The organism is Streptomyces sp. CRN 30, from assembly GCF_034105845.1.
In genome coordinates, this window is record NZ_JAVRHI010000002.1 from 1 (window position 1) to 25,670 (window position 25,670).

The window sequence follows — 25,670 nt, forward strand, 5'->3', positions numbered from 1 at the left end:
CGGCTCACGGCGCGGACGCTTCGGACGCCTTCCACCTGGTGATTCCGTCGTTGCCCGGACATGGGTTCTCGGGCAGGCCGGCCACGACCGGATGGAGCCCCGATCGCATCGCCCGTGCCTGGGCCGAGCTGATGCGGCGCCTGGGATATGCGGAGTACGTCGCGCAGGGCGGCGACTGGGGCGCGATCGTCACCGACCTCATGGGGGTGCAGGCGCCGCAAGGACTGCTCGGCATCCACACCAACATGCCCGGCGCGGTCCCGCCCGCCATCGAGCAGGCGCTCGTGGCCGGCAACCCGCTGCCCTCCGGCCTGTCGCTCTCCGAGGAGGAGCGGCGCGCGACCGAGCAACTGGACTTCCTGTACCGGCACGCCGCCTACGCCGGCATCATGGGAACGCGCCCGCAGACGCTGACCGCGCTGGCCGACTCGCCCGTCGGCCTGGCGGCGTTCCTGATCGACCACGACGCGGCCAGCCTGGAGCTGATCTCCCGGGCCTTCGCCGGCCAGCGCGAGGGCCTGACGCGGGACGACGTCCTCGACAACATCACGCTCTACTGGCTGACGACCACGGCGGTCTCCGCCTCCCGCCTCTACTGGGAGAGCCGGGAGGCCGGCACCACGTTCTTCGGCGTGAAGGGCGTCTCCGTCCCGGTGGCCGTGAGCATCTTCCCCGACGAGCTCTACGGGGCCCCGAGGAGCTGGGTGGAGCAGGCGTACCCGCACCTCGTCCACTACAACAGGCTCGACAGGGGCGGGCACTTCGCGGCCTGGGAGCAACCGGACCTCTTCGTGGAAGAGCTCAGGGTGGGGTTCCGGTCGCTCCGTCGGGCTTGACGGCGGGACAGTACCGTCACGTCCCGTCACGTCATGCGGCGTCATGCGGCGTGTAGAGCATGACCCAGTGGTCCCGCTCGGCGTCGTGGAGCATCTCGATGTCGAAGCGTGACCACCCGCGCCGGGGGTGGTGCATGCGCTTCACCGCGGAGCGCCACGCGCCGACCTCACACCGTTCCCAGTGGTCGCGGAAGCTCGCACTGACCGCCGTGAGCTCGGCGAACAGGCTCTGGAGGTAGTCGTCGCCGGGGTACCGGCTGAGTGCCGTACGCAGTTCGGCCGCCGCGACCCGGGCGAACAGCTCCGCGCCCTCCTCGCCGAGCAGGTCGGGCAGCGCCGGTGCGATGAAGGCCTGGTAGGCGATGTTGCGTCCGTACCGGCCGGCGCCGTCCGCCAGCGGCCCGATCAGTTCGGCGGCGGCCGCGTTGCAGGCCAGCAGATCGAGGCGGCCGTCGTGGACGGTGACCGGCATCGTGTCCTCCAGGCCACGCAGCATCCGCAGCAGTCCTGGACGGATCACGGCGTCCGGTGCCTCGATCTGCGGTGGCGGCTCGCCACCGAGCCGGAACAGATGGTCCCGCTCGGCGACCGAGAGCCCGAAGGCCCGCGCCAGCGCGTGCAGGATCTCGCGTGACGGGCGGGCCGCCCTGCCCTGTTCGAGGCGGGTGTAGTACTCCACGGAGATCCCGGCGATGTCGGACAGCTCCTGGCGGCGCAGCCCCGGGACCCGCCGCCGCGACACCCGCACGCTGCCCGGCGGGTCCGGCGGGGCCATCGCGGCCCGACGCCGGCGCAGGTAGTCCCCGAAGTCGGTTCGATCACTGCTGCTGAGCACCCGCCCATTGTGCCTCCCGCCGGGCGCGGCGGACGGCGCGCTGCCTGGCCCTGCCGGTACCAGGTTCGGCGAGGTCTCCCCCTGTGCCGCGACGTGCCGCAGATTCGTTGCACGCCAACCCCAACCCTCGAATCCTGGAGCGAGTGATGCCCGAAGCGACCCGGACCGTCGTCATGACCGGCGCCACCGGAGGAATCGGTCTCGAAGCAGCACGAGAGGTCCTGCGCCGCAGTCCGGAGACCCACCTGGTGGTCCTGGCGCGGGAGGCCTCCGCGGCGCGTGCCCTGCCACGGCTGCGCGAGATCTCACCCCATGTCTCGACCGTCCCCGCGGACCTTGCCGGCAAGGCATCCGTCGGTACCGCCGCGGCACGGGTGGAGGACCTCCTGGACGCGGGCGAACTGCCACCGTTGCGAGGCATCGTCTGCAACGCCGGGGTCCATCTCTCCGACGCCCTGCACACGAGTGAGGACGGACACGAGCTGACCTTCGCCGTCAACGTCCTCGCGACCCACCTGCTGCTCAGAAGGCTCCATCCCCATCTGCGGGCTTCCTCGCGCATCGTCGTCACCGTCAGCGACGCCCATTTCGGCGATCTCCGGCACACCGGCGGCATCATGCCCCCGCCCCTGTGGCAGGACCCGGAGTCGCTCTTCCGGCCCGGTGCGTACCCTCGCTCCCACAAGGTCCGCTCCGGCGGCCGCCGCGCCTACGCCACGAGCAAGCTCGGCGCCATCCACCTGGTCCACGAGTGGGCCCGCCGCCTGCCCGGCGGGGTCGACGTCCTCGCCTACGACCCGAGTCTCGTCACGGGCACCGGACTCGCCCGGGAGATGGGGGGCTCCGCAGAGTTCGCGATGAAGTGGCTCGTCCCGGTCCTCGAAGCCACCCCGCTCGTCGACACCCCGCCGGCCGCGGGCCGCAAGCTCGCCGACGTCGTCCTCGGGCACACGAACGCGCCGACCGGGTCGTACATCCACCGCACGAAGGCCATGCGCTCGTCCGCCGAGTCCTACGACGCCGACCGCGAGCAGGCCCTGTGGGAGTGGCTGGAACAGCAGACCTGACAGCGGCCCGCCGCGCGCTACCCGCTCGACCGGCCGGCGACGACCGCCTTGTCTTCGAGCGCGCTTCAACTGCCAGGATGACCGGCGCGCGCACCGCACGTCCCACGCCGCACGTACCCGTGCTGCTTCCCGTCTCTTCCCACCTGTCATCCGTCATGTGCCGTCATGCGCCGTCACGCGCCGAGGAAAGGACCGAGCCGTGCCCGAAGTGAACCTGGTACTGGGAACCCTGAGTTTCGGCACCACTGTGGACGTCGACACGTCCTTCGACCTGCTCGACCGGTTCGTCGACGCCGGTGGGACGCTCCTCGACACGGCCGACTGCTACGCCTTCTGGGACGATCCGAGCGGTCGCGGCGGGCAGAGCGAGGAGGTCCTCGGGCGGTGGCTGGCCGCGCGTCCGGGGCGGCGGGAGCGGGTGTACCTGAGCAGCAAGGTGGGGGCCGAACCCGGCGGTCCCGGTGACTGGCCGGCCAACCGGCAGGGGCTGTCGGCGGCGGCGGTCAGGGCCGGTGCCGAGGGGAGTCTGCGGCGGCTGGGGACCGACCGGATCGATCTGTACTGGGCGCACATGGAGGACCGGTCCGTCGACCTGGCCGAGACCGCCGAGGGCTTCGGCGCGCTGGTGGCCGAGGGGGTCGTGGGGCGGGTCGGGTGTTCCAACCACCCCGTGTGGCGGGTGGAGCGGGCCCGGCAGATCGCCCGGCGGAACGGGTGGGCCGGGTTCAGCGCGCTGCAGTTGCGGCACTCCTATCTCCAGCCCCGGCCCGGGATACCGGTGTCCGGGGTGAACCACCGGTTCGCCTGGGTCACCGACGAGGTCGTCGACTACGTCGACAGTGAGCCGGAGTTGGACCTGTGGGTGTACACCGCCCTGCTGAACGGCTTCTACGGCCGTCCGGAGGAGCGGCCGCTGCCCGGTGCGTACGACCACCCCGGCACTCCCCGGCGGCTGGCGGCCCTCGACAAGGTGGCCGGTGAGCTGGGGGTGAGCCGGAACCAGGTCGTCCTGGCCTGGCTGATCGGGGGGAGGCCGGGCGCCACTCCGATCGTCGGCGTCAGCCGCCCGGAGCAGCTCGACGAGGCGCTCGCGGGTGCCCGGCTGCGGCTGCCCGACGAACACCGCGGCCTCCTCGACGGGATCCTCTGACCTCCGGCGGGCACGGACGGGTCACGAGCCGGTGAACAACGTGGTCAAACTCCAGATCGGCAGATAGGTTAGGGTTGCCTTACTGGGTTGGTGGGGACGGCTTTCCGTACGCCGGTCACCGCCAACCCTTCGGTATGTGCTGCCTGTTGCACCCGATCCGCGTGTTCCGCCTGTTCAGCTGGGGGAAGGAAACTCATGCTCAACGCATCTCGCCGGAGGCCGCGTCGCGCCCACGCCGCGGCGGCGATCGCTTCCGTGATGCTGGCGGTCAGCGCCTGCGGCGGCGGTGGGGAGGAGAACGACGCGTCCTCCTCCGAGAACGCCGGCGGCGCCTTCCCCGTCTCCATCAAGAGCGCGCTGGGCACGGCCGAGATCGAGAAGGCCCCCGAGCGGATCGTCACCCTCGGGCAGGGGTCCGCCGAGACGGCCATCGCGCTGGGCCACACGCCGGTCGGCATCGAGGAGTACGCCTGGGGCAGCGACGAGTCGGGCTACCTCCCCTGGATCAAGGAAGCCGTGGAGAAGGAGGGGGACGAACTGCCCGAGCAGTTCGCGGGCGGTGAGCAGATCGACATCGAGGCGATCACCGAACTCGCCCCCGACCTCATCCTCGCCCCGTGGTCCGGCATCACGCAGAAGCAGTACGACGTGCTGAAGGACATCGCCCCGACGGTCGCCTACCCGGACCAGGCGTGGAGCACCGACTGGGACGAGCAGATCAACATCGTGGCGAAGGCCGTCGGTGAGCCCGACGAGGGCGAGAAGCTCATCACGGACATCAAGACGCAGCTCGCCGACGCGGCCAAGACCCGGCCCGAGTACGCGGACCACCAGTTCTCGTACATCTACACCTCGGGGCCGGGCACGCTCGGTGTCTTCAGCGCCACCGAGCAGCGCGTCGAGATGGTCAAGTCGCTCGGGCTGAAGGTCGACCCCGTCGTCGACACCTTCGAGGAGACCGAGGGCACCGACTCCTCGCTCATCGGGCTCGAGAACGCCGACAAGCTCAACGACAGCGATCTCCTCTTCACGTTCTACACGGACGAGAAGACGCGCAAGGAGATCGAGGCGCAGCCCCTGTACGCGGCGATGCCCGCCGTCAAGAAGGGCGCCCTCGTCCACAGCGACGACTACTCCTTCGTCACAGCCTCCTCCATGCTCAACCCGCTGACCGTGCCGTGGAGCATCGAGCGGTACCTGCCGCTCATCGACGAGGCCGTCGAGAAGGCGGGCAAGTAGCGGCGGGTACGCAGCCGAGGAGAATCAGTCACAGCATGCAGGTGCCTCACCGGGGACGGACGGCCGCGATCGCCCTGGGCGCGGTCGTCGTCCTCGCGCTCGTCTGTTTCGCCAGTGTCATGGTCGGCAACAAGAACATCCCGCCCGGTCAGGTCTGGGACGCCTTGACCGGACGGGGCGAGGCGTACGTCACGGTGGTGGTGGAGAGCCGCTACCCCCGCACCGTGCTCGGCGTGCTCGTCGGCGCCGGACTCGCCGTGTCCGGTGTGCTCATGCAGGCGGTGACCCGCAATCCGCTGGCCGAACCGGGGCTGATGGGCATCAACACCGGTGCCGCCGCCAGTGTGGTCGCCGCGAGCGCGTTCCTGGGCGCGTCCGGGCAGACCCAGTTGCTGCTGTGGGCGCTGCCCGGTGCCCTCCTCGCGGGGGTGTTCGTCCACCTCATCGGCGGGCGGGGAGCCGGGAGCAGCCCGGCCCGGCTGGTGCTGGCCGGTGCCGTGCTCACCGCCGTGCTGAGCGCGTTCATCCAGGCGGTGACGCTCAGCAGTCCGCAGACCTTCGACAGCTACCGCTACTGGGTCGTCGGCGCGCTGACCGGGCGCACCTTCGAGGCGGTGTGGACCGTACTGCCGCTCATCGCCGTGGGCCTCGTCGTCGCCCTGTCGCTGGGCAGGTCGCTCAACGCGGTGGCGCTGGGAGAGGAGTCCGCCACGGCGCTGGGCGCCCGGCCGGCCCGGGTGCGTGCCGTCGGGCTGCTGACGGCCGTCGTGCTGAGCGCCGGCGCGACCGCGGCCGCGGGGCCCATCGTCTTCGTCGGTCTCGCCGTGCCGCACCTGGTCCGGGCGCTGGTCGGGGTCGGCATGCGGCGGCAGGTCCTCTTCGCCGCGCTGCTCGGGCCGATCCTGCTCCTGCTGGCGGACGTGGTCGGGCGCGTGCTGGTGCGTCCCCAGGAGCTCATGGTCGGCGTCGTGACCGCGTTCGCCGGAGCCCCGGCCCTTCTGGTCGCCGTACGCAGGATGCGAGCCACGAAGTGAGAACCCCCTTCGCCCGCGCCGTTCGATCCGCCGTCCGGCCCCACGCCGTCCGGCCCCCCACGCGCTGGACGCTCCTCAGGCTCGGCCCGTCGATCGTCCTGCGTGCCCAGGTGCGGGTCCTCTACGTCGGTACGGCCCTGCTGCTCGCCGTGGTCCTGGCCGCGGCCGCCACCCTCACGGCCGGGCGGCTGGGCATCGGCCTCGCCGATCTGCCGTCGGCCCTCGCGGGGAACGCCACCGGCGTCGACGCCTTCGTGATCGACCGGCTGCGGGGACCGCGCCTCGTGGTGGCCGTGGCCGCGGGCGCGGCCTTCGGGCTGTCCGGGGCCCTCTTCCAGTCCGTGACGCGCAATCCGCTCGGCAGCCCCGACGTGATCGGCATCGCCCCGGGGGCGGGAGCGGGGGCCGCGCTGGTCGCCCTGCTCTTCTCCGACCACGTGCCCGTCGCCGTGGGCGCGCTCCTCGGGGCGCTGGCCGCCATGGCGATCGTCTACGTCGCCACGGGCACCGGCTTCCGCAACCCCACCCGCCTGATCATCGCCGGTGTGGCGGTGTCCGCGATGGCCACCGCGTTCATCCAGTACATCGTCTACGCGATCGAACGCGACCAGGCCACGGTGCTCGCCTCCTACCTGAACGGCAGCCTGACGGCACGCTCGTGGGAGGACGCCGGGACCGTCGGCCTCGTCCTGCTGGTCTGCGCACCCCTGGCAGCCCTGCTGTCACGCCCCCTGAGCATGGCGGAGATGGGGGAGACAACGGCGGCGGCGCTGGGGGCGCCCGCCCGGCGCACCTACACCTCGGCCGTCGTGCTCTCCATCGTCCTCTCCGCCGGCGCGGTCACCGCGGCCGGCCCCATCGCGTTCATCGCGCTCACCGCACCGCAGATCGCCCGGCGGATCAGCCGGGGGAGCGGTCCCCATCTGGCCCTGTCGGGTCTCATGGGTGCGTTGCTGCTGGTCCTCGCGGACCTCGCCGCCCAGCACGCCCCCGTGTTCGAGGACCTGCCCGTCGGCATCTGGACCATGGCCCTCGGTGGGGCGTACCTGGGCTACCTGCTGGCGCGCGAGTGGCGCAAGGGCGCTTTGTAGCTAGCGGTCAGCGGTCAGCGGTCAGCGGTCAGCGGTCAGCGGTCGGCGGCGGTTCCGTTCGTCCCCTCCGATCGTCCGGTGCGACTCGGTCTCACAGGTGACCGAGCGAGCGCTCCCTGACCCCCGCCAGGTGGGCGGCGAAGACCTCGCGCGCGTCGGGGGTCATGGTCCGCAGGGCCACCAGGGCGGTGATGGCCACGTCGCACAGTTCGGACCGTACGTCGTCCCAGTCGTGGGTCACGCCCTTGCGCGGGTTCTGGCCGGTCGCGCCGATGACCGCCTGGGCGACCTCGCCGACCTCCTCGGACAGCTTGAGCACACGCAGGAGCAGCAGGCTCTCCGGGTCCTCCTCGGTGCGGTTCTCCTCCAGCCAGGCGTGGAGGAGGGTGACGGACTCCCACAGGTCGGGTTCTCGGCTGCCGGGCGCGTGCTGATCACTCATGCGGGCAGCCTGCCATGCGCGGCCCCGCATCCAGCCCCCGGACCCGGCGCTCGCTCTCAGCCCTCGAACAGCGGCTCCGGGCGCTTCTCCTTCTCCTCCCGTACCCGCCTGTTCCGCGCTCCCACGACCAGCGCCGTCGCGGCCGCCGTACCGGCGAGGGCCACCGGGACCATCCAGCCGCGGTTGAGGGAGTGGCCGCACGCGTGGTCCAGGGACAGCCGGCCGGGCCCCGTGACCGAGAGGCCGGCGGCGGTCAGGCCGAGTGCCGCCGCGTACTCGTAGCCGCCCTCCTGGGCGAAGAACCCGTTGGGGACGTGCACCGCGGCGGCGCCCGCCATGGCGCCCGCGGCGGCCGCACCGGCCGCGGGTGTCGCGAGGCCCAGCGCGAGCAGCGCGCCGCCGCCCGTCTCGGCGAGCCCCGCCGCGAGTGCGCTCTGCTTGCCCGGCGCGTACCCGATGGACTCCATCCAGCCGCTCGTGCCCGCGAGGCCGTGCCCGCCGAACCAGCCGAAGAGCTTCTGCGCGCCGTGCGCCGCGAGGACCCCGCCCGTGCCCAGGCGGAGCAGCAGCAGTCCCAGGTCGCGTCGGTCGAAAACGGTCACGGTGACTCCTCGGGAAGGGCTCGGGCCGGGTGGGCGGTGGGGACGATCGTTCCTCTCGCGTCTCCACCGTCGCACCGACCACCCCTCCGCGACCGTCCCGCGCGGCCGATCGGGTGGTCCCGCGGGACGGCCGGATACCGCCCGCTCCCGGCATGCGGAACTCACGCGGCGGCCATCTCACTGTTGTGTACGCGACAGCCGGGCGTCGGCCCCGGCCACTCCAATGCGACGAGAGCGATGTACGCGCTGCACACCCACCGTCAGGGGAGAGGGCCGGATGACACCCGCGACACCCGCAGCTGCCCGTCCGCACCAGCACAGCAACTCGCGCCACCACTCCGAACTCCGCGCCGTGGCACGCCACGTCGGCCGCCGCCGCTTCCTCACCACCACCGGTGCCGCCGCCGCGCTCGCCTTCTCGGTGCACCTCCCGGCCGCCGGTGCCGCGAGCGCCGCCGAACTGGACGCGGCGCGGATCAAGGAGGACCCGTTCACACTCGGCGTGGCCTCCGGCGACCCGCTGCCCGACTCGGTGCTGCTGTGGACGCGTCTCGCCCCGCAGCCGTACCAGGCGGACGGCGGGCTGCCCGCCGAGCGGATCACCGTGCGGTGGGAGGTGGCCCACGACGAGCGCTTCCGCAGGGTCGTCGGGCGCGGCACCGCCACCGCCCACCCCGAGTTCCACCACACCGTCCACGTCGAGGTCCCGGGGCTGGACGCCGGGCGCGCGTACTTCTACCGCTTCCGCACCGGCCGCTGGACCAGCGACACCGGCCGTACGCGCACCGCCCCCGCGCCCGGCTCCCGCGCCTTGGCCCTCACCTTCGCGGCCGTCTCCTGCCAGGCGTACCACGACGGGTACTGGACGGCGTACCGGCACCTGGCGCAGGAGGACGTGGACGTCGTCTTCCACCTCGGGGACTACCTGTACGAGTACGCGGTGAACGCGGTGGGCGGCGCCCGCAACTACAAGAACCACGCTCTGCCGGACCACTTCAACCACGAGACGGTGACCCTGGAGGACTACCGCCTCCGGTACGCCCTCTACAAGACGGACCCCGACCTGCGGGCCGCGCACGCCGCGCACCCCTTCGTCGTCACCTGGGACGACCACGAGACCGAGAACAACTACGCGGGCGACGTCCCCGAGAACGACGTCCCGCCGGAGGAGTTCCTGCTGCGCCGCGCCGCCGCCTACCGCGCGTACTTCGAGAACCAGCCGCTGCGCCGCCCGCAGCGCCCCGACGGCTCCGACATGCGGCTCTACCGCCGCCTGCACTGGGGCCGGCTCGCGCAGTTCGACATCCTCGACACCCGGCAGTACCGCTCCGACCACGCGTACGGCGACGGCTGGCAGACCCCGGGCCCGGAGTCCGAGGACCCCGCGCGCACCATGACCGGTGCCACCCAGGAGCGCTGGCTGCTGGACGGCTGGGCGAGATCCCGCGCGCGGTGGAACGTCGTACCGCAGCAGGTCACCTTCTCCCAGCGGCGCAACGCCACCGGCGACGCCTACAAGGTGTCCATGGACTCCTGGGACGGCTACCCGGCCTCCCGCGAGCGCGTCCTCGCGGGCGCCGAGGCCACCGGAGTGGAGAACCTGATGGTCCTCACCGGCGACGTGCACGTCCACTACGCCTTCGACATCCAGCGGGACTTCGACGACCGCTCGTCCTCGTCCTCGTCCCGCACGGTCGGCACCGAGCTCGTCACCACGTCGATCAGCAGCGGCCGCGACGGCTCCGACAAGCCGGCCAACTGGGACACGTACATGGCCGCCAACCCGCACCTGAGGTTCTACAACGGGCGACGCGGCTACGTGACCGTCGAGCTCGGCGAGGACGCCGCCCGCGCCGACTTCAAGACGCTCCCCGCGGTGACGACGCCCGGTGCCGCGATCAGCACCGCGGCGTCCTTCGTCACCGAGGCGGGGAACCCGGGGCTCCAGCCGGCCTGACCGGTGCCCCCGGTGTCACTCCTCGCCGGGATAGCGGACACCGATGCGCGACCGAATCGCGTCGAGTGTCCGCATCACGGCGAGGGTGCCGTCCAGCGGCACCAGCGGGGACTCGGTCTCGCCGGTCCGCACCGCGCGCATGACCTCCCGCGCCTCGTGCTTGAGGCTGTCGCGGGGGCCGGCGGCCGGGTCCGCCTTGAACGTCTCCGGGTCGCGGCCCTCGCGGTGCAGCACGAAGTGGTCCGGGAAGAAGAAGCCGTACGGCACGTCGATGCGGCCCCCGGAGCCCGTGATGTACGCGGACGTGGACGTACCGCCGACGATGGAGCAGTGCAGCTGGGCGAGGGCGCCGTTCTCCCAGGACAGCAGCGCGCCCGTCTGGAGGTCGACACCCTCGTCGGAGAGCGTCGCCGCCGCCGTCACGGACGCCGGCTCGCCGAGCAGCAGGTGCGCGAAGGACACCGGGTAGACACCCAGGTCGAGCAGCGCGCCACCGCCCTGCGCCGGGTCGCGCAGCCGGTGCGCGGGAGAGACGGGCGCGTTGAGCCCGAAGTCGGCCTGCAGGGTGCGGACCTCACCGATCGCACCGTCCCGCACCAGGTCGGCCAGCTGCCGGACCAGCGGGTTGCAGTACGTCCACATGGCCTCCATCAGGAAGCGGTCGTGCCGCCGGGCGAGGCCCACCAGTTCCCCGGCCTCGCGCGCGTTCAGCGTGAACGGCTTCTCCAGGAGGACGTTCCGGCCCGCCTCCAGGCACAGGCCGGCCGCCGCCCGGTGCGCCGAGTGCGGGGTGGCGACGTACACCACGTCCACGTCCTCGTCGGCGGCGAGGGAGGCCCAGTCGCCGTACGCGCGCGGTATCCCGAACCGTTCCGCGAAGGCCTTCGCCGAGTCCGGCTTACGCGAGGCGACGGCCACGACCTCCGCGTCCGGCAGGTCCACCAGGTCCGCCGTGAAGGTCGCGGCGATGCCTCCGGTCGCCAGGATCCCCCACCGCACGCGTTCGCCGACCGCTCCGACCGTCCCGCCGCCCATGCCCACCCCTTGTCAGGTCCTGAATGTCCGTGACGGATCACGCTGTTCGAACTGAGAGCATAGGTGGCGAACCGATCACAGAGGGAGGGGCACATGCCCGAGCGTGGCAGTACCACGCGGGACCAGGCAGGTCAGGGGAGTCACATACCGGGGGCGGCGGTCGCCCGACCCGTGGCGGGCGACGGCGGGCGCGACATCGGCTCCCTGCGCCGCACCGGACTCCTCGTCACCCTCGTCCTCGGCGGACTGACCGCCACGCCCCCGCTCGCGATGGACATGTACCTCCCGGCCCTGCCGGAGGTCACCGAGGCGCTGAGCGCGCCCGCCGCGACCGTGCAGCTCACCCTCACCGCCTGCCTCCTCGGCATGGCGCTCGGCCAGCTCGTCGTCGGGCCGATGAGCGACCGCTGGGGGCGCCGGCGGCCGCTGCTCGCCGGAATGGCCGTCTACGTCGTCGCCACCGCGCTCTGCGCCGTCGCGCCGACCGTCGAGACGCTCGTCGCCTTCCGGCTGCTCCAGGGACTCGCGGGAGCGGCCGGCATCGTGATCGCCCGGGCCGTCGTGCGCGACCTGTACGACGGCATGGAGATGGCCCGCTTCTTCTCCACCCTCATGCTCATCTCGGGCGTCGCGCCGATCGTCGCGCCCGTCTTCGGCGGCCAGGTGCTGCGGGTGACGGACTGGCGGGGCGTGTTCGTCGTCCTCGTCGTGCTGGGCATCGCGCTCACCGCGGTCGTCTGGGCGAAGCTCCCCGAGACGCTCCCGCCCGCGCAGCGGCACGCGGGCGGGGTGCGCGAGACCCTGCACGCGATGCGCGGACTCCTCGCCGACCGGGTCTTCACCGGGTACATGCTCGCGGGCGGCTTCACCTTCGCCACGCTGTTCGCGTACGTCTCGGCCTCCCCGTTCGTGGTGCAGGAGATCTACGGGGCCTCCCCGCAGACGTACAGCCTGCTGTTCGGGGTGAACTCGATCGGGCTGGTGATCGCCGGGCAGGTCAACGGCCGGGTCCTGGTCGGCCGGGTCAGCCTGGAGCGGGTCCTCACCGTCGGGCTCGGCGTCGTCACGGTGGCCGCGGTCGCGCTGCTTCTGATGACCACGGGCGTCTTCGGCGAGGCGGGCCTCCTCCCGGTCTCCGTCGCGCTGTTCGTGCTGATGTCGGCGATGGGCATCACCCTGCCCAACATGCAGACCCTCGCCCTGCTGCGGGTGCGGCACGCGGCCGGTTCCGCGTCGGCGCTGCTCGGCACCTCCTCCTTCCTCATCGGCGCGATCGCCTCGCCGCTGGTCGGCGTCGCGGGCGAGGACACGGCCGTTCCGATGGCCGTCGTCCAACTGGCCTCGGTACTGGTCGCCCTCGTCTGCTTCGTGGCACTGTGCCGTCCTCGGCACAACCGCGCGGTACTGGAGGGATCAAGGAGCTGAGCGCACCGAGACTGCGCGCCGGCACCCCGGAACGGGCCGGACTCGACCCCGGCCCGCTGCGCCGGCTCGTCACCGAGGTACGGGCCCGCATCGAAGGGGAGCACCCCTGGGCGGCGGGCGCCGTCGTCATCGCCGGGCGCGGCCCGGTCGTCGCCGTCGAGGAGGCGATGGGCTGGGCGGTGCGGTACGCGGCGTACGACGAGACGACGGGCCGGGGCGTCGAGCTGCCGCCGGACGAGCGCGTGCCGGTCACCGTCTCCACGCCCTTCGACCTGGCCTCGCTCACCAAGCTGTTCACGGCGGTCGCCGCGGTGCAGCAACTGGAGCGCGGCACGGTCGGGATCGACACACGCGTGGGGGCGTACCTGCCGGAGTTCCGGGCGGCCGCCGAGCACGGCATCACCGTACGGCAGCTCCTCACCCACACCTCCGGGCTGCGGGCCGGACTGCCGCTGTACGACTGCCCCTCGGACCTGGCCCGGCTCAGGATGCTGCGCGCCGAGGTGCCGGTGACGCGGCCGGGCACGGCGTACCGCTACTCCGACCTGAACACGCTGCTGCTCCAGCACATCCTCGAACGGGTCACCGGCCGTCCGCTGGACGTCCTCGTCCAGGACGGCGTCACCCGCCCGCTGGGGATGACGGCCACCGGCTTCGGGCCCCGCCCGGGCGCGGCGGCCACGGAGGACCAGCGGCGGCCGTGGGCGGGGGCGGACCGGGGGATGCTCCGCGGTGAGGTGCACGACGAGAACGCGTGGGCTCTGGGCGGAGTGGCCGGCCACGCGGGGATGTTCGGCACGGCCCGCGACCTCGCGGTGTTCTGCCGGACGTTGCTGGCCGGCGGCTCCTACGGCCCGGCCCGCATCCTCGGCCCCGACTTCGTCGAGCTGATGCTCACCCCGCCGGGCCTCGGGTTCATGGTCGACCGGCCGCCCTTCATGGGCGAGCTGGCACGGCACGGCGCGGTGGGCCACACCGGCTTCACGGGAACCTCGCTGGTCCTGGACCCGGCGACGGACACCTTCCTGGTACTGCTGGCGAACGCGGTGCACCCCCGGCGCCGGTCCGTCCCCGACCACGGACCGCGTGCGGCGGCGGCCACCTGGCTGGCGCGGGCGGTGCGCGGGAGCCGTGCCCGGACTCTGCGAGAATCGACGGGTGACAGCCCTCGTTCCCCCAGCTGAGAGCCCCGAGACAGCGGAGACGCTGCGTACCGCCCTGGCCGGGCTGCTCGACGGGCTGCCGCCGAGGACGGCCGCGCAGGCGGTCGAGCGGCTGATCGCCAACTACCGGGGGCGCACCCCGACGGACGCGCCCGTGCTGCGGGACCGCTCCGACGTGATCGCCTACGCCGCGTACCGCATGCCGGCGACGTTCGAGGCGGTCGTCACGGCGCTCGACGCCTTCGCGGACGCCGTGCCCGGCTGGGTGCCCGGCAGCCACGTGGACGTCGGGGGCGGCACCGGCGCGGCCACCTGGGCCGTCGCCGCGACCTGGGCGGGCGAGCGGCCGGTGACCGTCCTCGACTGGGCCGAGCCCGCGCTCGCGCTCGGCCGGGAGATCGCCGCCGCGCACCCATACCTGAAGGGCGCCGAGTGGAAGCGGGCCCGGATCGGGGCGGCGCTCGACCTCGGCGGCACGGGCGCGGACACCCTCGTGACCGTCTCCTACGTCCTCAACGAGCTGACCGAGGCCGACCGCGCCTCGGTCGTGGACGCCGCCGCGGCCGCGGGCCAGGCAGTCCTGATCGTGGAGCCGGGCACCCCCGACGGCTACGCCCGCGTGATCGAGGCCCGCGACCGGCTCGTCGGCGCCGGCTTCCACGTCGCGGCCCCCTGCCCGCACAGCGCGGCCTGCCCCATAGCGCCCGGCGAGGACTGGTGCCACTTCTCCGCGCGGGTGAGCCGCTCCTCCCTGCACCGGCAGGTCAAGGGCGGCTCCCTCGCGTACGAGGACGAGAAGTTCGCCTACGTCGCCGCCACCCGCTTCCCGCCCGCCCCGGCCCCGTCGCGCATCGTGCGCAGGCCCCAGATCCGCAAGGGCCAGGTGCTCCTGGACCTGTGCGAGACCGAGCCCTCGCTCCACCGCACCACGGTCACCAAGCGCCACGGGCCGCTCTACCGGGCGGCGCGGGACGCGGACTGGGGGGACGCTTGGCCGCCGGCGGACGGGGAGTGACCCCGCGACAGCCGTGACGGCCGCGACGGCCGTCGCTCGGGCTCAATGATGCCCGTCCGTCCCCTCCTTCCCTCTCTTCCCTCTCTTCTCTTTCCTCTCTCTTCCCTCTCAACGTCAGACGAGACGCACCGTATTGTCAACCTGTTAAATTGAGGAACATGGTGCAGAAGCCCGCCCCCGACTCCACCCGGCGCAGCGAGAAGTCCCGCCGGGCCATCTACGACGCCGCCCTCGCCCTCGTCGGGGAGGTCGGCTACCCGAAGACGACCATCGAGGGCATCGCCGCCCGTGCCGGGGTCGGCAAGCAGACGATCTACCGGTGGTGGTCATCCAAGGCCGACGTGCTGCTGGAGGCCTTCCTCGACCTGGGTGAGCAGGCCGCCGAGGCGGCCGAGGCCGCGGCCCCGCCCGGCCGGGAGGGGTACGAGAACGGCGGGGTCCCGGACACCGGGGACCTCGCGGCCGACCTCAAGTACGTCCTGCGGGCCACCGTCGACGAGCTGCTGGACCCGAAGTTCGAGGTGCCCTACCGGGCGCTGGCCGCCGAGGGCGTGGTCAACGAGAAGATCAGCGGCGAGTTCGTCGCCCGGCTGCTCGAACCCGGCCTCCAGCTGTACATGCGGCGGCTGCGCTCGGCGCAGGAGGCCGGCGACGTGCGGCCCGACATCGACCCGCGCATCGGCCTCGAGCTCTTCGTCGCCCCGCTCGCCCAGCGCTGGCTCCAGCGCAGCGGCCCGCTCTCGCACGCGTACACGGACACCCTCGTCGACTACGCGCTGCACGGACTGGCGCCCCGCTGACTGCCGGCTGCTGCCGGCCGGTGACCGGGCGCCATCTTGTGCGACCGTTCCGTGCCTCGGTGCGACCGGCGTGCGACGGGTGTGACCAAGGAGACCGTGGATACCCGCGACGAGGCGGCAAATGCCGCCAAAGTGCGCGATAGCTTCCGACCGTTGCCGGGGGAGTGGCCGGAATGCGGTGCCGCCCCATCCGACCCGGACGCGGTCTCCGGCCACCCGGAGCGCAGGATGGTGGGAGCATGAGGCATGCTGTCCGCACCACACCGAGGCGAGGGGACAGATGAGCGCTGAGTTCGGCCGCCGCTCCGGCGGGCAGGGCAGGATCTCCCAGTGGCTCCGCGGTCGCCGTCCCAAAGAGGACAGTGGCGACGGCGGGCGTGAGGACCTGCTGCTCGCCACCGCCGCCGCGGGACTGCCGCTCGCGCCGGCCGCGCACCCCGCCGGCTACCGCTGTTCCTGTGACCGCGTCGGCTGTCCCACCCCCGCGCGCCACCCCGTCTCCTTCGCCTGGCAGACGCAGTCCACGACCGACGGCGCCCAGATCGAGCGGTGGGCCCGCCACCAGCCCCAGGCCAACTTCATCACCGCGACGGGCATGGTGCACGACGTCCTCGACGTCCCCCTGGAGGCGGGGCGCGAGGCGCTGGAGCGGCTGCTCGCCGCCGGCATCGAGGTCGGCCCGGTCGCCGAGTCCGACGACGGCCGCATGCTGTTCTTCACCCTCACCCGCGGCACCCCCGAGGACGAGGACGAGTGGTGGCCCTGCGAGCTGGACTGCCACCCCGAGACGATGGACGAGCGCCCGGGGCTCCGCTGGCACTGCCGCGGTTCGTACGTCCTGGTCCCCCCGGCCCGGCTCCCCGGTGACCTCTCCGTCCGCTGGGTGCGCGGGCCCGAGCATCCGCTGCCGGACCCGCTGAGTCTGCTGGAGATCCTCACCGACGCGAGCTCCCGGTACGCGGGCGAGGACGCGGACCACGCCTCGGCGGCCTGGCCGCTGCGCGGCTGACCCCGCCCCTCGCCCCGCCCCGCCGCCGGGTCACTCGCCCTTCGCGCCGGTGAGCCCGTCCACCCGGCTGAGGAACCGCACCTGCTGGTCCGACGCCGTGCGCGGCGGGTCGAGCACCGCCTGGTTGGAGACGTGCTCCAGGGTCAGCGCGGACTTCACGTCGCCGGACATGAGCGCCCGTACGTTCACGTCCGTGACGGGGATGTCGACGCCCGGTGCGGCGGTCTGCTTCTCGAAGTGACGCGTGGCGAAGAACACCAGCGCCCCGCCGTCGGCCGTCCGCAACCCCACGGGGGCGTACGCGCCCTTGGTCAGCGGCTCGTCGATGTACTGCCGGGCGAGCCCCGGCCGCTTCTCGTTCTTCTTCCGCTCCGTCCGCCACTGGGAGGTGTGGCTCCCGGGTGCGAAGGCCTCGCCCGCGGAGCCCTCGCCGTCGCCGTCGCCGGTGGATCCCAGGTACGTCGCGTACGCCTCCCCGAGCTCCTCCGGGGCGATCGCCAGCGCCTCGTCGTCGGCCGGGACCGGCTGCGCGTTGCCGTCCTCGTCCGTCTCGAACTCCGGTACGGCGTCGGCGTCCAGGATCGTCAGGTACGACACCGCCCACAGGTCGTCGGCGCTCGCCCGGGTGAACACCAGCAGCCAACGGGAGTTCCGCGACCCCTTGTTGGCGGCGGTGTCGGCGACGAACCAGCGGGGCCAGCCCGCCTTCTCCGGGATGGTGAACTCGGCGTCCGACAGCCGCAGCGGTGTGTGGGAGGGGTTCCCGTCGGGGTTGTTCTCACCGCCCGCCTTCAGCTTCGCGCCGTCGATGTCGGCGAGCGCGCCGTCCACCCGGTCCGCGTCCAGGGACCGGTCGTACTCCTCGTCGGCCTCGTTGTAGGCGGTGGTGAAGTCCTTCAACGCACGGGCGGCCTCCGCCCGCGTCGCCGTCGGGACGATCTCCCGCTCCCCGTGCACGACCACGCAGCCGCTCGCCGTCACGGCCAGAACGGCCACCGACGCGGTCACCATGGCGAAACGGCCGTACCGGCCGAAGCGATCCCTGCGGTCCCTGCTCATCAGGTCTCTTCACCTTCCCCTTCCCGGAGGCGAACCCTACCGGGGGAAGGGGAGGCGCGAACGGCGGGACCGCGTACGGCGACCGAGCCCAAGGTCATCGCCCCGCGTCGCGGCGCGGGACGATGAGGGTCTCCCCGGTCCGGGGGTGCGGGAGGACCTCCACGGGCTGGCGGTACACGTCGGAGAGGAGCCCGTCCGTGAACACCCGCGCCGGCGGGCCCTCGGCCGCCACCCGGCCGCCGTGCAGGACCGCCACCCGGTGCGCGTACGCCGCCGCGAGCCCCAGGTCGTGCAGGACCACGACCACCGCGTCCCCGGCGCGCGCCCGCTCCCGGCACACCCGCAGCACCAGCTCCTGGTGGCGCAGGTCCAGCGCGGCGGTCGGCTCGTCGAGCAGCAGCAGGGGGGCCCGCTGGGCGAGCACCCGGGCCAGCGCGACCCGGGCCCGCTCGCCGCCGCTGAGCGCCGAGAAGGGCCGCGCCGCGAACGCGGTGACCTCGGTGGCGGCCATCGCCTCGGCGACGGCCCGGTCGTCCTCGTCGCCGGCGCCCGGCCGGTGCGCCCAGGGCGCCCGGCCCATCCGCACGACCTCCTCGACCGTGAACGGGAACGCCAGGGACGCCGACTGGGGCAGCACGGACCGGCGCAGGGCGAGGTCGGCCGCGGACCAGTCGGCCGCTGGGCGGCCGTGGACGCGCACGGTGCCCGCGGTGGGCGGCAGGTCCGCGGCCAGGGCGCTCAACAGGGTGGACTTCCCCGCCCCGTTGGGTCCGACGAGTGCGAGGACCTCGCCCGCGCGGGCGGCGACGTCGACCCCCTGGAGGACCTCGCGGGAACCGAGGCGTACGTGGACGCCCTCGGCCTCGGCGAGTACGTCGCCCGGGGCGGCGGCCGGGGGCGGGGCCGCCGTACGTCCACGGAGCAGCAGTGACTTCATGCCCAGCCTCCCTGCTTGCGGCGGGTCCTGCGCAGCAGCCAGAAGAAGAACGGGCTGCCGATGAGTGCGGTCAGCACGCCGAGCGGCAGTTCGGCCGGTTCGGCGAGGGTGCGGGCGGCGAGGTCGGCCGCCAGCAGGACGACGGCCCCGCCGAGCGCGCTGCCCGGGACGAGGAAGCGGTGCCCGGGCCCGGCCGCCATGCGCAGCAGGTGCGGGACGACGAGACCGACGAAGCCGATGATCCCGGAGACGCTCACCGCGGCGGCGGTGAGCAACGCGATGACGAGGATCAGGACGACGCGCAGCCGCTCCACGTCCACCCCGAGGTGCCGGGCCGGCCGCTCGCCGAGGGAGAGCAGGTCCAGCTTGCGCGCGTACAGCGGGGCGACGGCGAGCCCGATCGCCGCGCACGGCAGGACGGCCAGCACCTTCGGCCAGGTGGACTGGGCGAGCGAGCCGAGCTGCCAGAAGGTGATCTGGTTCACCGCTGCCGTGTCCGCGAAGAAGATGAACAGACCGATCAGGGCGCCCGCGAAGGCGTTCACCGCGATGCCCGTGAGGATGAGGGTGACCACCTCCGTACGGCCGCCGGACCGCGACATCACGTACACCAGCAGCACGGTGACGAGGCCGGCGAGGAAGGCGAGCGCGGAGACCGTCCAGTTGCCGAGGAAGGTCAGCCCGAGCGAGATGGAGGCGACCGCGCCGACCGCCGCGCCGGAGGAGACGCCGATGACGCCCGGCTCGGCCAGCGGGTTGGCGAACACACCCTGCATCAGCGCGCCCGCGCAGCCCAGCGCGGCGCCGACGAGCAGGGCCAGCACGATCCGCGGGAACCGTACGTTCCACAGCACCGACTCCGGGACCCGTTCCAGCGCCGCGCCGCCGAGGCCCGCCCGGTGCGCCACCGAGGACAGCACGTCCCCGGTGGGGATGGGGTACGCCCCGATCCCGGCGGCCACGGGCACGAGCACCAGCAGCGCGGCGACGAGCCCGAGGGTGAGCAGGTAGGGCGTGGTGCGCCGGGCCCCCGTCCTCGTGCGCTCCCCGGCGGCTGCGGTCTCCGTCGGCCCGCCCGGCTCGACGGGGTCGGCCGGCTTGTCCAGTACGGTCATTCGGCTTCCTGACAGGTGGTGTTGCGGTTGGTGTTGAATGCGCGGGTGACGAGCTACGACGTGCTACGGGTGTTCTGCGGTCCCCGCGGCGGATGCGGCAACGAACTGGGTGTGGTCCGCGAGGGCTCGGAGCTGCCGGACCCCGCCGACCGGCAGGAGTTCGCCGCGAAACTCGGGTTCAGCGGGACCGTGTTCGTCGACGACCCCGAGCGCGGTGTCATCGACCTCTACACCCCCACGTCACGGCTGCCCTTCGCGGGGCACCCCTGCGTGGGTACGGCCTGGCTGCTCGACGTCCCCGAACTGGTCACGCCCGCCGGGGTCGTCGGCGCCCGGCTGGACGGCGAGTTCACCTGGATCGAGGCCCGCCCGGAGTGGGCGCCGCCGCGCACCTTGCGCCAGTACGGATCGGCGGCCGAGGTGGACGCGCTGGAGGTGCCGCCGCCCGGAGACTGGATCTACGCGTGGGCGTGGGAGGACGAGGCGGCGGGCCGGGTCCGGGCGCGGGCTTTCCCGGGGCGCGGCGACCTCGTTGCCGAGGACGAGGCGACGGGCGCCGCGGCCCTGCTGCTCACCGCCCGGCTGGGCCGTGCCCTGAACATCGTCCAGGGCACGGGCTCGCAGATCCTGACCGCGCCGCAGCCCGGCGGCTGGGTGGAGGTAGGCGGCAGGGTGGTCCTGGAGCGCTGACCGTCCCTGCACCCAGGCACCCGGGCGCCCGGGCGCTCACGCGCTGAGCGGGAACTCCTCGCCCAGCGCCCGGAACACCGCGGTGTTCAGCGCGAACGCCTGCTTGCACTCCGCGACGATCCGCTGCTTCTCCAGGTCGTCGGCGGGCACCTGGTCGAGCAGCTCGCGGTAGGCCCGCTTGAACGCGGCCGGGTTGGCGATGTCCTCGAAGACGTAGAACCGGACGCCGTCGCCCTTCTTGGCGAAGCCCCACGCCCGCTCGGCCCGGTCGCGGATGATCTGGCCGCCGGAGAGGTCGCCGAGGTAGCGGGTGTAGTGGTGGGCGACGTACCCGCCCGGCCAGGTGCGCGCACACTCGGCGACCCGGTCCGCGTACGCCCGTGTCGCCGGCAGGGCCGTCAGCGTCGACCGCCAGCCCGGTCCCCGCAGGTGCTCCAGGTCGCGCTCCAGTGCGGCGAGGCGCAACAGCTCGGGCTGGATGAACGGGCCCGCGACCGGGTCGTCCGCCAGGTCCCGCGCGCCGCTCTCCAGGGCCGCGTACACGAACCAGAGCTGCTCGGTGTAGCGGGCGTACGCCTCGACGCCGAGTCTGCCGCCCAGCATGTCGCTCATGAAGGTGGTGCTCTCCGCCTCCGTGTGCTGTTCGTGGGACGCGGTGCGGATGAGGGTGGAGAACGCCGTGGTGAGCGTGGACGGGTTCATGGGGACCTCCGGGCCGGGAAGGAGCGACGAGAGCCGGTGCAGCCAGTCGCATCCTCTACGGTTAGGCTTACCTAAGTCAACGCCTTCCCGACGACCTGTCGGTAAAAGGAACCGTACCCGAGGGCGTCCGCCACCACACGGCGCGCACGAAAAAGGCCCGCTCCGCGCACAGAACGGGCCGGGGTGTGCCGAGGTCAGGGCAGCGTGAGGATCTCCGCCCCCGTGTCCGTCACGACCAGGGTGTGCTCGAACTGGGCGGTGCGCTTGCGGTCCTTGGTCACGACCGTCCAGCCGTCGTCCCACATGTCGTACTCGTGCGTGCCCAGCGTGAGCATCGGCTCGATGGTGAAGGTCATCCCGGGCTGCATCACGGTCGTGGCGTGCGGGCTGTCGTAGTGCGGGACGATCAGCCCGGAGTGGAACGACGAGTTGATGCCGTGCCCCGTGAAGTCGCGCACGACCCCGTACCCGAAGCGCTTGGCGTACGACTCGATGACGCGCCCGATGATGTTGATCTGCCGGCCCGGCCGCACCGCCTTGATCGCGCGGTTCAGGGACTCGCGGGTGCGCTCCACCAGCAGCCGGGACTCCTCGTCGACGTCGCCGACGAGGTAGGTGGCGTTGTTGTCGCCGTGGACGCCGCCGATGTACGCCGTCACGTCGAGGTTGATGATGTCGCCGTCGCGGAGCACCGTGGAGTCGGGGATGCCGTGGCAGATGACCTCGTTGACCGAGGTGCACAGCGACTTGGGGAAGTTCCGGTAGCCGAGCGTGGAGGGGTAGGCGCCGTGGTCGCACATGTACTCGTGGGCGATCCGGTCGAGCTCGTCCGTCGTCACCCCCGGGGCGATGCTCTTCGCCGCCTCGGCCATCGCCCGCGCGGCGATCCGGCCGGCGGTCCGCATCGCCTCGACCGTCTCCGGGGTCTGCACCTCCGACCCGGTGTACGGCGTGGGCGCGGGCCTGCCCACGTACTCGGGCCTGCGGATGTTGCCGGGAACGGTACGGGCGGGGGAGAGCTTCCCCGGTGCGAGCAGCGACTGGCCAGACATGCACGCGAGTCTAACCAGCGGGTAGGAGGGACGATGTCCGTGGCGTCATGGCGAGAGGAGCGGTGAGCATGGCCCTGTTCAAGAAGCGCACGGTCGGCAAGCCGGGCGAGTGGTACTACTGCCTGCAGCACCAGAAGGTCGAGGAGGGCCCGGAGTGCCCGGCCAAGGACCGCCTGGGCCCCTACGCGTCCAGGGAGGCGGCCGCCCGCGCGATCGAGACCGCCCGGGACCGCACCGAGGACTGGGAGAACGATCCGCGCTGGCGCGACGGCGACAAGCGGGACGCGCAGGACTGAGGGGCTGAGGCACGAGCGGCCGGGGCCGGGCACCGTGCGGCGGTTCCCGGCCCCGGGCGGTGCTACCAGTGGGACGGTGGCGGGCTCATCAGCTGGTCCGCCAGCCGGGACAGCCGGTCACGCAGCCGGCCGCCGCCCCGGGACGCGGGGCGGGAGGTCTCGCCCGCCGCCGCGCTCACCAGGTGCTGCGCCGTGTCCAGGTCCAGCCCCGCGTCCGCCGGCACCACCAGGGACTCGTGCGCCAGCGTGCCCAGGTCCCGGTCGCCGGTGCCGAGCGCGAGCACCGTCACGCCCGCCCGCCGGGCGTCGTGCACCCGCTCCAGCAGCGCCCCGCCCGGCGCGTCCGGGGCCACCACGAGCAGCGTCTCGCCCCGCCGGGCGGCCGTCACCCGGGCCGGCCCCACCGCGAGGTGCTTCGGGTCCGAGGGCCGCGCCCCGTGCCGCACCAGCGTCGGGGCGAGCTCCGGCAGGCCCGACCACGCGGCCTCGTCGACGAGGTGTGCGGCCAGGTGCCACGGTTCGTACGCCGCCGTCCCCACCAGCAGCAGACCGCCGCCGTACGAGGCGACGGAACCGCGCAGCGCCCCCGCGAACCGCCGGGTGGCCGCCGGCCACTCGGTCCCGGCGAGCACTTCACGCAGCAGGGCGACCCGTACGGCATCCATGCGGACGCATCCTGTCCCAACCGGCCGCCCCGGGCGCGCGGTTCGCCGCGGATTCGCCCGGCCGGGGCACGGACGGGGCGCGGCCGGGCGAATCCGCAGGGCCACCGCGCCACCACGGCCGCGCTCACCCGGACCGGACACCGGGCGCGCCGGCCCGCGCACGTAAGGTCGGCCCATGACCTCTACCGACAGCGCACAGAACTCCGCCGGAGCGCCCGCGAAGGCCCCGGCCAAGGACCCCTGGGACCTGCCCGACGTGTCCGGGCTCGTCGTCGGGGTGCTCGGCGGCACCGGACCGCAGGGCAAGGGCCTCGCGTACCGCCTCGCCAAGGCCGGCCAGCAGGTGATCATCGGCTCCCGGTCCGCCGAGCGGGCCGAGGAGGCCGCGCGGGAGCTCGGGCACGGCGTCGAGGGCGCCGACAACGCGGAGACCGCGCGCCGCAGCGACATCGTGATCGTGGCGGTGCCGTGGGAGGGGCACGGCAAGACCCTGGAGTCCCTGCGTACGGAACTGGCCGGCAAGCTCGTCGTCGACTGCGTCAACCCGCTCGGCTTCGACAAGAAGGGCGCCTACGCGCTGAAGCCGGAGGAGGGCAGCGCCGCCGAGCAGGCCGCCGCGCTGCTGCCGGACTCACGGGTCACGGCCGCCTTCCACCACCTCTCCGCCGTCCTCCTCCAGGATCCGGAGATCGACGAGATCGACACCGACGTGATGGTCCTCGGCGAGGGTCGCGCCGACGTGGAGACCGTGCAGGCGCTGGCGAACCGCATCCCCGGCATGCGCGGCATCTTCGCGGGCCGGCTGCGAGGCGCCCACCAGGTCGAGTCCCTGGTCGCCAACCTGATCTCGGTGAACCGGCGGTACAAGGCCCACGCGGGGCTGCGGCTCACCGACCTGTAGACACCTCGTGCGAGGCGAACCGGGGCATGGGGGACACTGGACGCCGTACCACCGTGTCCGACCGTCCCGTGGGGACGATGCCGATAGGAGCCGACCCCCATGCCCCGCCTCGCCCTGTACGCCCTGGTCGTCTGCCTGCTCTCCGTGGCCGCCGCCGTGGTCTCCTTCGTCGAGGGCGCCTGGCCCGTCGGCGTCGTGTGGGTGCTGCTCGCGGGCCTGTCGTCCAACATGACCTGGTTCTACGTGCGCCGGTCCAGGGCGCAGCAGGCCGGCGCCGGCGCCGAGGGCTGAGCGCCCCGGACGGCACGGCTCGGCGGGCCCGCTAGGCGGGCGTGCAGATGTCGTTGCCCTCCTGCCAGAAGCGGTACAGGTCCAGGCCGCAGTAGGTCTCCACCTCGCTGACGCCGAGGACGCGCAGGATGGCGTCGACCGCGTCGAAGAACGCGCCGTTCACCGCCGGGATCCACAGCACCGCGAACACCAGCAGCAGGCCGAACGGGGCCAGCGGCTCCACCTGGCGGCGCGCGTTGTACGACAGCCAGGGTTCGATCACCCCGTAGCCGTCCAGGCCCGGCACCGGCAGGAAGTTCAGGATCGCCGCCGTGACCTGGAGCAGCGCCAGGAACGCCAGCGCGAACCGGAAGCCGAGCGGCACCCCGTCCAGCGCCCCCAGCCAGAAGGGCGCCGTGCAGACGACGGCGAACAGGACGTTGGTCAGCGGGCCCGCCGCCGAGACCAGGCTGTGCTTCCACCGGCCCCGGATCCGGCCGCGCTCGATGAAGACCGCCCCGCCCGGCAGGCCGATCCCGCCCATGATCACGAACAGTACGGGGAGCACGATGCTCAGCAGCGCGTGCGTGTACTTCAGCGGGTTGAGCGTCAGATAGCCCTTCGCGCCGATCGAGATGTCCCCGCTGTGCAGCGCCGTGCGCGCGTGCGCGTACTCGTGCAGACAGAGGGAGACGATCCACGCGGACGTCACGAAGAGGAAGACGGCGACCCCGGGCCGCTCGGCGAAGCCGGTCCAGGTGGCCCACCCCGTGACCGCCATCACGGCGACGATGCCGAGGAAGACCGGGCTGATCCGCCGGTCGCTCCGGCGGGACATGGCGGTGCTCATGGGACGGACTCCTGGGATGGGCTGCGGGTGTGCGGTGTGCGGGTCGACCGTACCGGTGGTGTGGGCGGAACGTCCCGCACCGGGTCGGGGGTTCCGCACCCCGGTACCGGGCTCCCGCCGGTCCCCGCGCGGGAAACCCGCAAGCGGTACCGGTGGGCCGCCGGTGACAATGGACCCGTGCGTTACCGCGTCCTCGGCACCACCCAGGCCCTCCGCCCCGACGGCACCCCCGTACCGGTCGGCGGGGCACGGCTGCGCGCCCTGCTCACCGTGCTCGCGCTGCGGCCGGGGCGCACCGTGCCCGTGGCCGTGCTGGTCGACGAGGTGTGGGACGGCGACCCGCCCGCCGACGCGCCCGGTGCGGTGCAGGCGCTCGTCGGGCGGCTGCGCCGGGCCCTCGGCGCGGACGCGGTCGTCTCGGCCGACGGCGGGC

28 protein-coding genes and 1 pseudogene are annotated in these 25,670 nt (G+C 73.2%); 17 read left to right on the forward strand and 12 right to left on the reverse strand.

What is annotated here, in order from left to right:
• Positions 1 to 836 (forward strand): alpha/beta hydrolase (locus tag UW392_RS00045; protein ID WP_320772708.1); only part of this gene is annotated, 836 nt, incomplete at its 5' end.
• Between the two features lie 31 nt (positions 837 to 867).
• On the opposite strand, the gene UW392_RS00050 is transcribed toward UW392_RS00045, so the two are convergent.
• Positions 868 to 1,671, reverse strand: a complete 804-nt coding sequence (locus UW392_RS00050) for a helix-turn-helix transcriptional regulator (RefSeq protein ID WP_320772709.1) — start codon at positions 1,669 to 1,671, stop codon at positions 868 to 870.
• Between the two features lie 146 nt (positions 1,672 to 1,817).
• On the opposite strand from UW392_RS00050, the gene UW392_RS00055 reads away from it, so the two are divergent.
• From UW392_RS00055 to UW392_RS00075, 5 genes are all read left to right on the forward strand, one after another.
• The gene (locus UW392_RS00055) at positions 1,818 to 2,738 is read left to right on the forward strand and encodes an SDR family NAD(P)-dependent oxidoreductase (protein WP_320772710.1); all 921 of its coding nucleotides are present in this window, start codon (positions 1,818 to 1,820) and stop codon (positions 2,736 to 2,738) included.
• A gap of 199 nt (positions 2,739 to 2,937) precedes the next feature.
• Positions 2,938 to 3,888, forward strand: coding sequence for an aldo/keto reductase (locus UW392_RS00060; protein WP_320772711.1), 951 nt, complete (start codon positions 2,938 to 2,940; stop codon positions 3,886 to 3,888).
• 195 nt (positions 3,889 to 4,083) lie between these two features.
• Positions 4,084 to 5,127, forward strand: a complete 1,044-nt coding sequence (locus UW392_RS00065; RefSeq protein ID WP_320772712.1) for an iron-siderophore ABC transporter substrate-binding protein — start codon at positions 4,084 to 4,086, stop codon at positions 5,125 to 5,127.
• Positions 5,128 to 5,162: 35 nt separating this feature from the next.
• On the forward strand, positions 5,163 to 6,161 hold the full coding sequence (locus UW392_RS00070; protein WP_320772713.1) for a FecCD family ABC transporter permease: 999 nt from the start codon (positions 5,163 to 5,165) through the stop codon (positions 6,159 to 6,161).
• Positions 6,162 to 6,259: 98 nt separating this feature from the next.
• Positions 6,260 to 7,252 carry a FecCD family ABC transporter permease gene (locus UW392_RS00075; protein WP_414495316.1) on the forward strand — a complete coding sequence of 331 codons (993 nt, stop codon included), beginning with the start codon at positions 6,260 to 6,262 and terminating at the stop codon, positions 7,250 to 7,252.
• A gap of 91 nt (positions 7,253 to 7,343) precedes the next feature.
• Here the strand turns inward: UW392_RS00075 and UW392_RS00080 are convergent, their stop codons facing one another.
• Both UW392_RS00080 and UW392_RS00085 read right to left on the reverse strand, forming a co-directional pair.
• A complete protein-coding gene (locus UW392_RS00080; protein ID WP_320772714.1) occupies positions 7,344 to 7,694 on the reverse strand; it encodes a MazG-like family protein in 351 nt (116 codons plus the stop codon).
• A gap of 56 nt (positions 7,695 to 7,750) precedes the next feature.
• On the reverse strand, positions 7,751 to 8,296 hold the full coding sequence (locus UW392_RS00085; protein WP_320772715.1) for a DoxX family protein: 546 nt from the start codon (positions 8,294 to 8,296) through the stop codon (positions 7,751 to 7,753).
• 277 nt (positions 8,297 to 8,573) lie between these two features.
• Between UW392_RS00085 and UW392_RS00090 the strand changes: the two genes are divergently transcribed.
• Positions 8,574 to 10,253, forward strand: a complete 1,680-nt coding sequence (locus UW392_RS00090) for an alkaline phosphatase D family protein (RefSeq protein WP_320772716.1) — start codon at positions 8,574 to 8,576, stop codon at positions 10,251 to 10,253.
• Positions 10,254 to 10,268: 15 nt separating this feature from the next.
• Here the strand turns inward: UW392_RS00090 and UW392_RS00095 are convergent, their stop codons facing one another.
• Positions 10,269 to 11,288 (reverse strand): Gfo/Idh/MocA family oxidoreductase, encoded by a 1,020-nt coding sequence (locus UW392_RS00095; RefSeq protein WP_320772717.1) that lies wholly within the window; start codon positions 11,286 to 11,288, stop codon positions 10,269 to 10,271.
• A 93-nt stretch (positions 11,289 to 11,381) separates the two neighbouring features.
• Between UW392_RS00095 and UW392_RS00100 the strand changes: the two genes are divergently transcribed.
• The 5 genes from UW392_RS00100 to UW392_RS00120 all read left to right on the forward strand — a co-directional run bounded on the left by UW392_RS00100 (position 11,382) and on the right by UW392_RS00120 (position 16,700).
• On the forward strand, positions 11,382 to 12,713 hold the full coding sequence (locus tag UW392_RS00100; protein ID WP_320772718.1) for a multidrug effflux MFS transporter: 1,332 nt from the start codon (positions 11,382 to 11,384) through the stop codon (positions 12,711 to 12,713).
• Positions 12,665 to 13,897, forward strand: a complete 1,233-nt coding sequence (locus UW392_RS00105; protein ID WP_320772719.1) for a serine hydrolase domain-containing protein — start codon at positions 12,665 to 12,667, stop codon at positions 13,895 to 13,897. Before UW392_RS00100 ends, UW392_RS00105 begins: the two co-directional genes overlap by 49 nt.
• Positions 13,872 to 14,891, forward strand: coding sequence for a small ribosomal subunit Rsm22 family protein (locus UW392_RS00110; RefSeq protein WP_320772720.1), 1,020 nt, complete (start codon positions 13,872 to 13,874; stop codon positions 14,889 to 14,891). The genes UW392_RS00105 and UW392_RS00110 overlap by 26 nt, the downstream gene beginning before the upstream one ends.
• Positions 14,892 to 15,049: 158 nt before the next feature.
• Positions 15,050 to 15,691 (forward strand): TetR/AcrR family transcriptional regulator, encoded by a 642-nt coding sequence (locus UW392_RS00115; RefSeq protein ID WP_320772721.1) that lies wholly within the window; start codon positions 15,050 to 15,052, stop codon positions 15,689 to 15,691.
• Between the two features lie 280 nt (positions 15,692 to 15,971).
• Entirely contained in the window at positions 15,972 to 16,700 is a 729-nt protein-coding gene (locus UW392_RS00120) for a bifunctional DNA primase/polymerase (protein ID WP_320772722.1), read from the forward strand.
• A gap of 30 nt (positions 16,701 to 16,730) precedes the next feature.
• Here the strand turns inward: UW392_RS00120 and UW392_RS00125 are convergent, their stop codons facing one another.
• From UW392_RS00125 to UW392_RS00135, 4 genes and pseudogenes are all read right to left on the reverse strand, one after another.
• On the reverse strand, positions 16,731 to 17,759 hold the full coding sequence (locus UW392_RS00125; RefSeq protein WP_320772723.1) for a hypothetical protein: 1,029 nt from the start codon (positions 17,757 to 17,759) through the stop codon (positions 16,731 to 16,733).
• Positions 17,737 to 17,835, reverse strand: a pseudogene (locus UW392_RS66895) (iron transporter); the annotation flags it as partial. The pseudogene UW392_RS66895 and the gene UW392_RS00125, both read right to left, overlap by 23 nt.
• A gap of 18 nt (positions 17,836 to 17,853) precedes the next feature.
• Complete coding sequence (locus UW392_RS00130) at positions 17,854 to 18,696, reverse strand: heme ABC transporter ATP-binding protein (RefSeq protein ID WP_320772724.1); 843 nt, start codon at positions 18,694 to 18,696, stop codon at positions 17,854 to 17,856.
• Positions 18,693 to 19,811, reverse strand: coding sequence for an iron ABC transporter permease (locus UW392_RS00135; RefSeq protein WP_320772725.1), 1,119 nt, complete (start codon positions 19,809 to 19,811; stop codon positions 18,693 to 18,695). Before UW392_RS00135 ends, UW392_RS00130 begins: the two co-directional genes overlap by 4 nt.
• 45 nt (positions 19,812 to 19,856) lie before the next feature.
• On the opposite strand from UW392_RS00135, the gene UW392_RS00140 reads away from it, so the two are divergent.
• Complete coding sequence (locus UW392_RS00140) at positions 19,857 to 20,501, forward strand: PhzF family phenazine biosynthesis protein (protein ID WP_320772726.1); 645 nt, start codon at positions 19,857 to 19,859, stop codon at positions 20,499 to 20,501.
• A 36-nt stretch (positions 20,502 to 20,537) separates the two neighbouring features.
• On the opposite strand, the gene UW392_RS00145 is transcribed toward UW392_RS00140, so the two are convergent.
• Together UW392_RS00145 and map are read right to left on the reverse strand one after the other, a co-directional pair.
• Positions 20,538 to 21,203: a biliverdin-producing heme oxygenase gene (locus tag UW392_RS00145; RefSeq protein ID WP_320772727.1), complete on the reverse strand. Its 666-nt coding sequence runs from the start codon at positions 21,201 to 21,203 to the stop codon at positions 20,538 to 20,540.
• Positions 21,204 to 21,397: 194 nt separating this feature from the next.
• The gene (map, locus tag UW392_RS00150) at positions 21,398 to 22,255 is read right to left on the reverse strand and encodes a type I methionyl aminopeptidase (protein ID WP_320772728.1); all 858 of its coding nucleotides are present in this window, start codon (positions 22,253 to 22,255) and stop codon (positions 21,398 to 21,400) included.
• 68 nt (positions 22,256 to 22,323) lie between these two features.
• Between map and UW392_RS00155 the strand changes: the two genes are divergently transcribed.
• Positions 22,324 to 22,551 carry a hypothetical protein gene (locus UW392_RS00155; RefSeq protein WP_320772729.1) on the forward strand — a complete coding sequence of 76 codons (228 nt, stop codon included), beginning with the start codon at positions 22,324 to 22,326 and terminating at the stop codon, positions 22,549 to 22,551.
• A gap of 62 nt (positions 22,552 to 22,613) precedes the next feature.
• Here UW392_RS00155 and UW392_RS00160 read toward each other — a convergent pair whose 3' ends face one another.
• Positions 22,614 to 23,216 carry a hypothetical protein gene (locus tag UW392_RS00160; RefSeq protein ID WP_320772730.1) on the reverse strand — a complete coding sequence of 201 codons (603 nt, stop codon included), beginning with the start codon at positions 23,214 to 23,216 and terminating at the stop codon, positions 22,614 to 22,616.
• Positions 23,217 to 23,391: 175 nt separating this feature from the next.
• On the opposite strand from UW392_RS00160, the gene npdG reads away from it, so the two are divergent.
• Both npdG and UW392_RS00170 read left to right on the forward strand, forming a co-directional pair.
• Positions 23,392 to 24,117 carry an NADPH-dependent F420 reductase gene (npdG, locus tag UW392_RS00165; RefSeq protein ID WP_320772731.1) on the forward strand — a complete coding sequence of 242 codons (726 nt, stop codon included), beginning with the start codon at positions 23,392 to 23,394 and terminating at the stop codon, positions 24,115 to 24,117.
• Between the two features lie 99 nt (positions 24,118 to 24,216).
• The gene (locus UW392_RS00170; RefSeq protein WP_320772732.1) at positions 24,217 to 24,408 is read left to right on the forward strand and encodes a hypothetical protein; all 192 of its coding nucleotides are present in this window, start codon (positions 24,217 to 24,219) and stop codon (positions 24,406 to 24,408) included.
• A 31-nt stretch (positions 24,409 to 24,439) separates the two neighbouring features.
• Here UW392_RS00170 and UW392_RS00175 read toward each other — a convergent pair whose 3' ends face one another.
• Complete coding sequence (locus tag UW392_RS00175; RefSeq protein WP_320772733.1) at positions 24,440 to 25,237, reverse strand: site-2 protease family protein; 798 nt, start codon at positions 25,235 to 25,237, stop codon at positions 24,440 to 24,442.
• Positions 25,238 to 25,414: 177 nt separating this feature from the next.
• On the opposite strand from UW392_RS00175, the gene UW392_RS00180 reads away from it, so the two are divergent.
• Positions 25,415 to 25,670, forward strand: a 256-nt coding sequence (locus UW392_RS00180) for a helix-turn-helix domain-containing protein (protein WP_320772734.1), incomplete at its 3' end; no start/stop codon positions are given.

Excerpts from the sequence above, each read along its gene's own strand:
- UW392_RS00115 (WP_320772721.1), top strand. The coding sequence starts at position 15,050 with ATGGTGCAGAAGCCCGCCCCCGACTCCACCCGGCGCAGCGAGAAGTCC.
- UW392_RS00125 (WP_320772723.1), bottom strand. The coding sequence starts at position 17,759 with ATGAGCAGGGACCGCAGGGATCGCTTCGGCCGGTACGGCCGTTTCGCC.
- UW392_RS00130 (WP_320772724.1), bottom strand. The coding sequence starts at position 18,696 with ATGAAGTCACTGCTGCTCCGTGGACGTACGGCGGCCCCGCCCCCGGCC.
- UW392_RS00145 (WP_320772727.1), bottom strand. The coding sequence starts at position 21,203 with ATGAACCCGTCCACGCTCACCACGGCGTTCTCCACCCTCATCCGCACC.
- UW392_RS00090 (WP_320772716.1), top strand. The coding sequence starts at position 8,574 with ATGACACCCGCGACACCCGCAGCTGCCCGTCCGCACCAGCACAGCAAC.
- UW392_RS00170 (WP_320772732.1), top strand. The coding sequence starts at position 24,217 with ATGCCCCGCCTCGCCCTGTACGCCCTGGTCGTCTGCCTGCTCTCCGTG.
- UW392_RS00155 (WP_320772729.1), top strand. The coding sequence starts at position 22,324 with ATGGCCCTGTTCAAGAAGCGCACGGTCGGCAAGCCGGGCGAGTGGTAC.
- UW392_RS00095 (WP_320772717.1), bottom strand. The coding sequence starts at position 11,288 with ATGGGCGGCGGGACGGTCGGAGCGGTCGGCGAACGCGTGCGGTGGGGG.
- UW392_RS00080 (WP_320772714.1), bottom strand. The coding sequence starts at position 7,694 with ATGAGTGATCAGCACGCGCCCGGCAGCCGAGAACCCGACCTGTGGGAG.
- UW392_RS00175 (WP_320772733.1), bottom strand. The coding sequence starts at position 25,237 with ATGAGCACCGCCATGTCCCGCCGGAGCGACCGGCGGATCAGCCCGGTC.
- UW392_RS00120 (WP_320772722.1), top strand. The coding sequence starts at position 15,972 with ATGAGCGCTGAGTTCGGCCGCCGCTCCGGCGGGCAGGGCAGGATCTCC.
- UW392_RS00070 (WP_320772713.1), top strand. The coding sequence starts at position 5,163 with ATGCAGGTGCCTCACCGGGGACGGACGGCCGCGATCGCCCTGGGCGCG.
- npdG (WP_320772731.1), top strand. The coding sequence starts at position 23,392 with ATGACCTCTACCGACAGCGCACAGAACTCCGCCGGAGCGCCCGCGAAG.
- UW392_RS00100 (WP_320772718.1), top strand. The coding sequence starts at position 11,382 with ATGCCCGAGCGTGGCAGTACCACGCGGGACCAGGCAGGTCAGGGGAGT.
- UW392_RS00065 (WP_320772712.1), top strand. The coding sequence starts at position 4,084 with ATGCTCAACGCATCTCGCCGGAGGCCGCGTCGCGCCCACGCCGCGGCG.
- map (WP_320772728.1), bottom strand. The coding sequence starts at position 22,255 with ATGTCTGGCCAGTCGCTGCTCGCACCGGGGAAGCTCTCCCCCGCCCGT.
- UW392_RS00135 (WP_320772725.1), bottom strand. The coding sequence starts at position 19,811 with ATGACCGTACTGGACAAGCCGGCCGACCCCGTCGAGCCGGGCGGGCCG.
- UW392_RS00055 (WP_320772710.1), top strand. The coding sequence starts at position 1,818 with ATGCCCGAAGCGACCCGGACCGTCGTCATGACCGGCGCCACCGGAGGA.
- UW392_RS00160 (WP_320772730.1), bottom strand. The coding sequence starts at position 23,216 with ATGGATGCCGTACGGGTCGCCCTGCTGCGTGAAGTGCTCGCCGGGACC.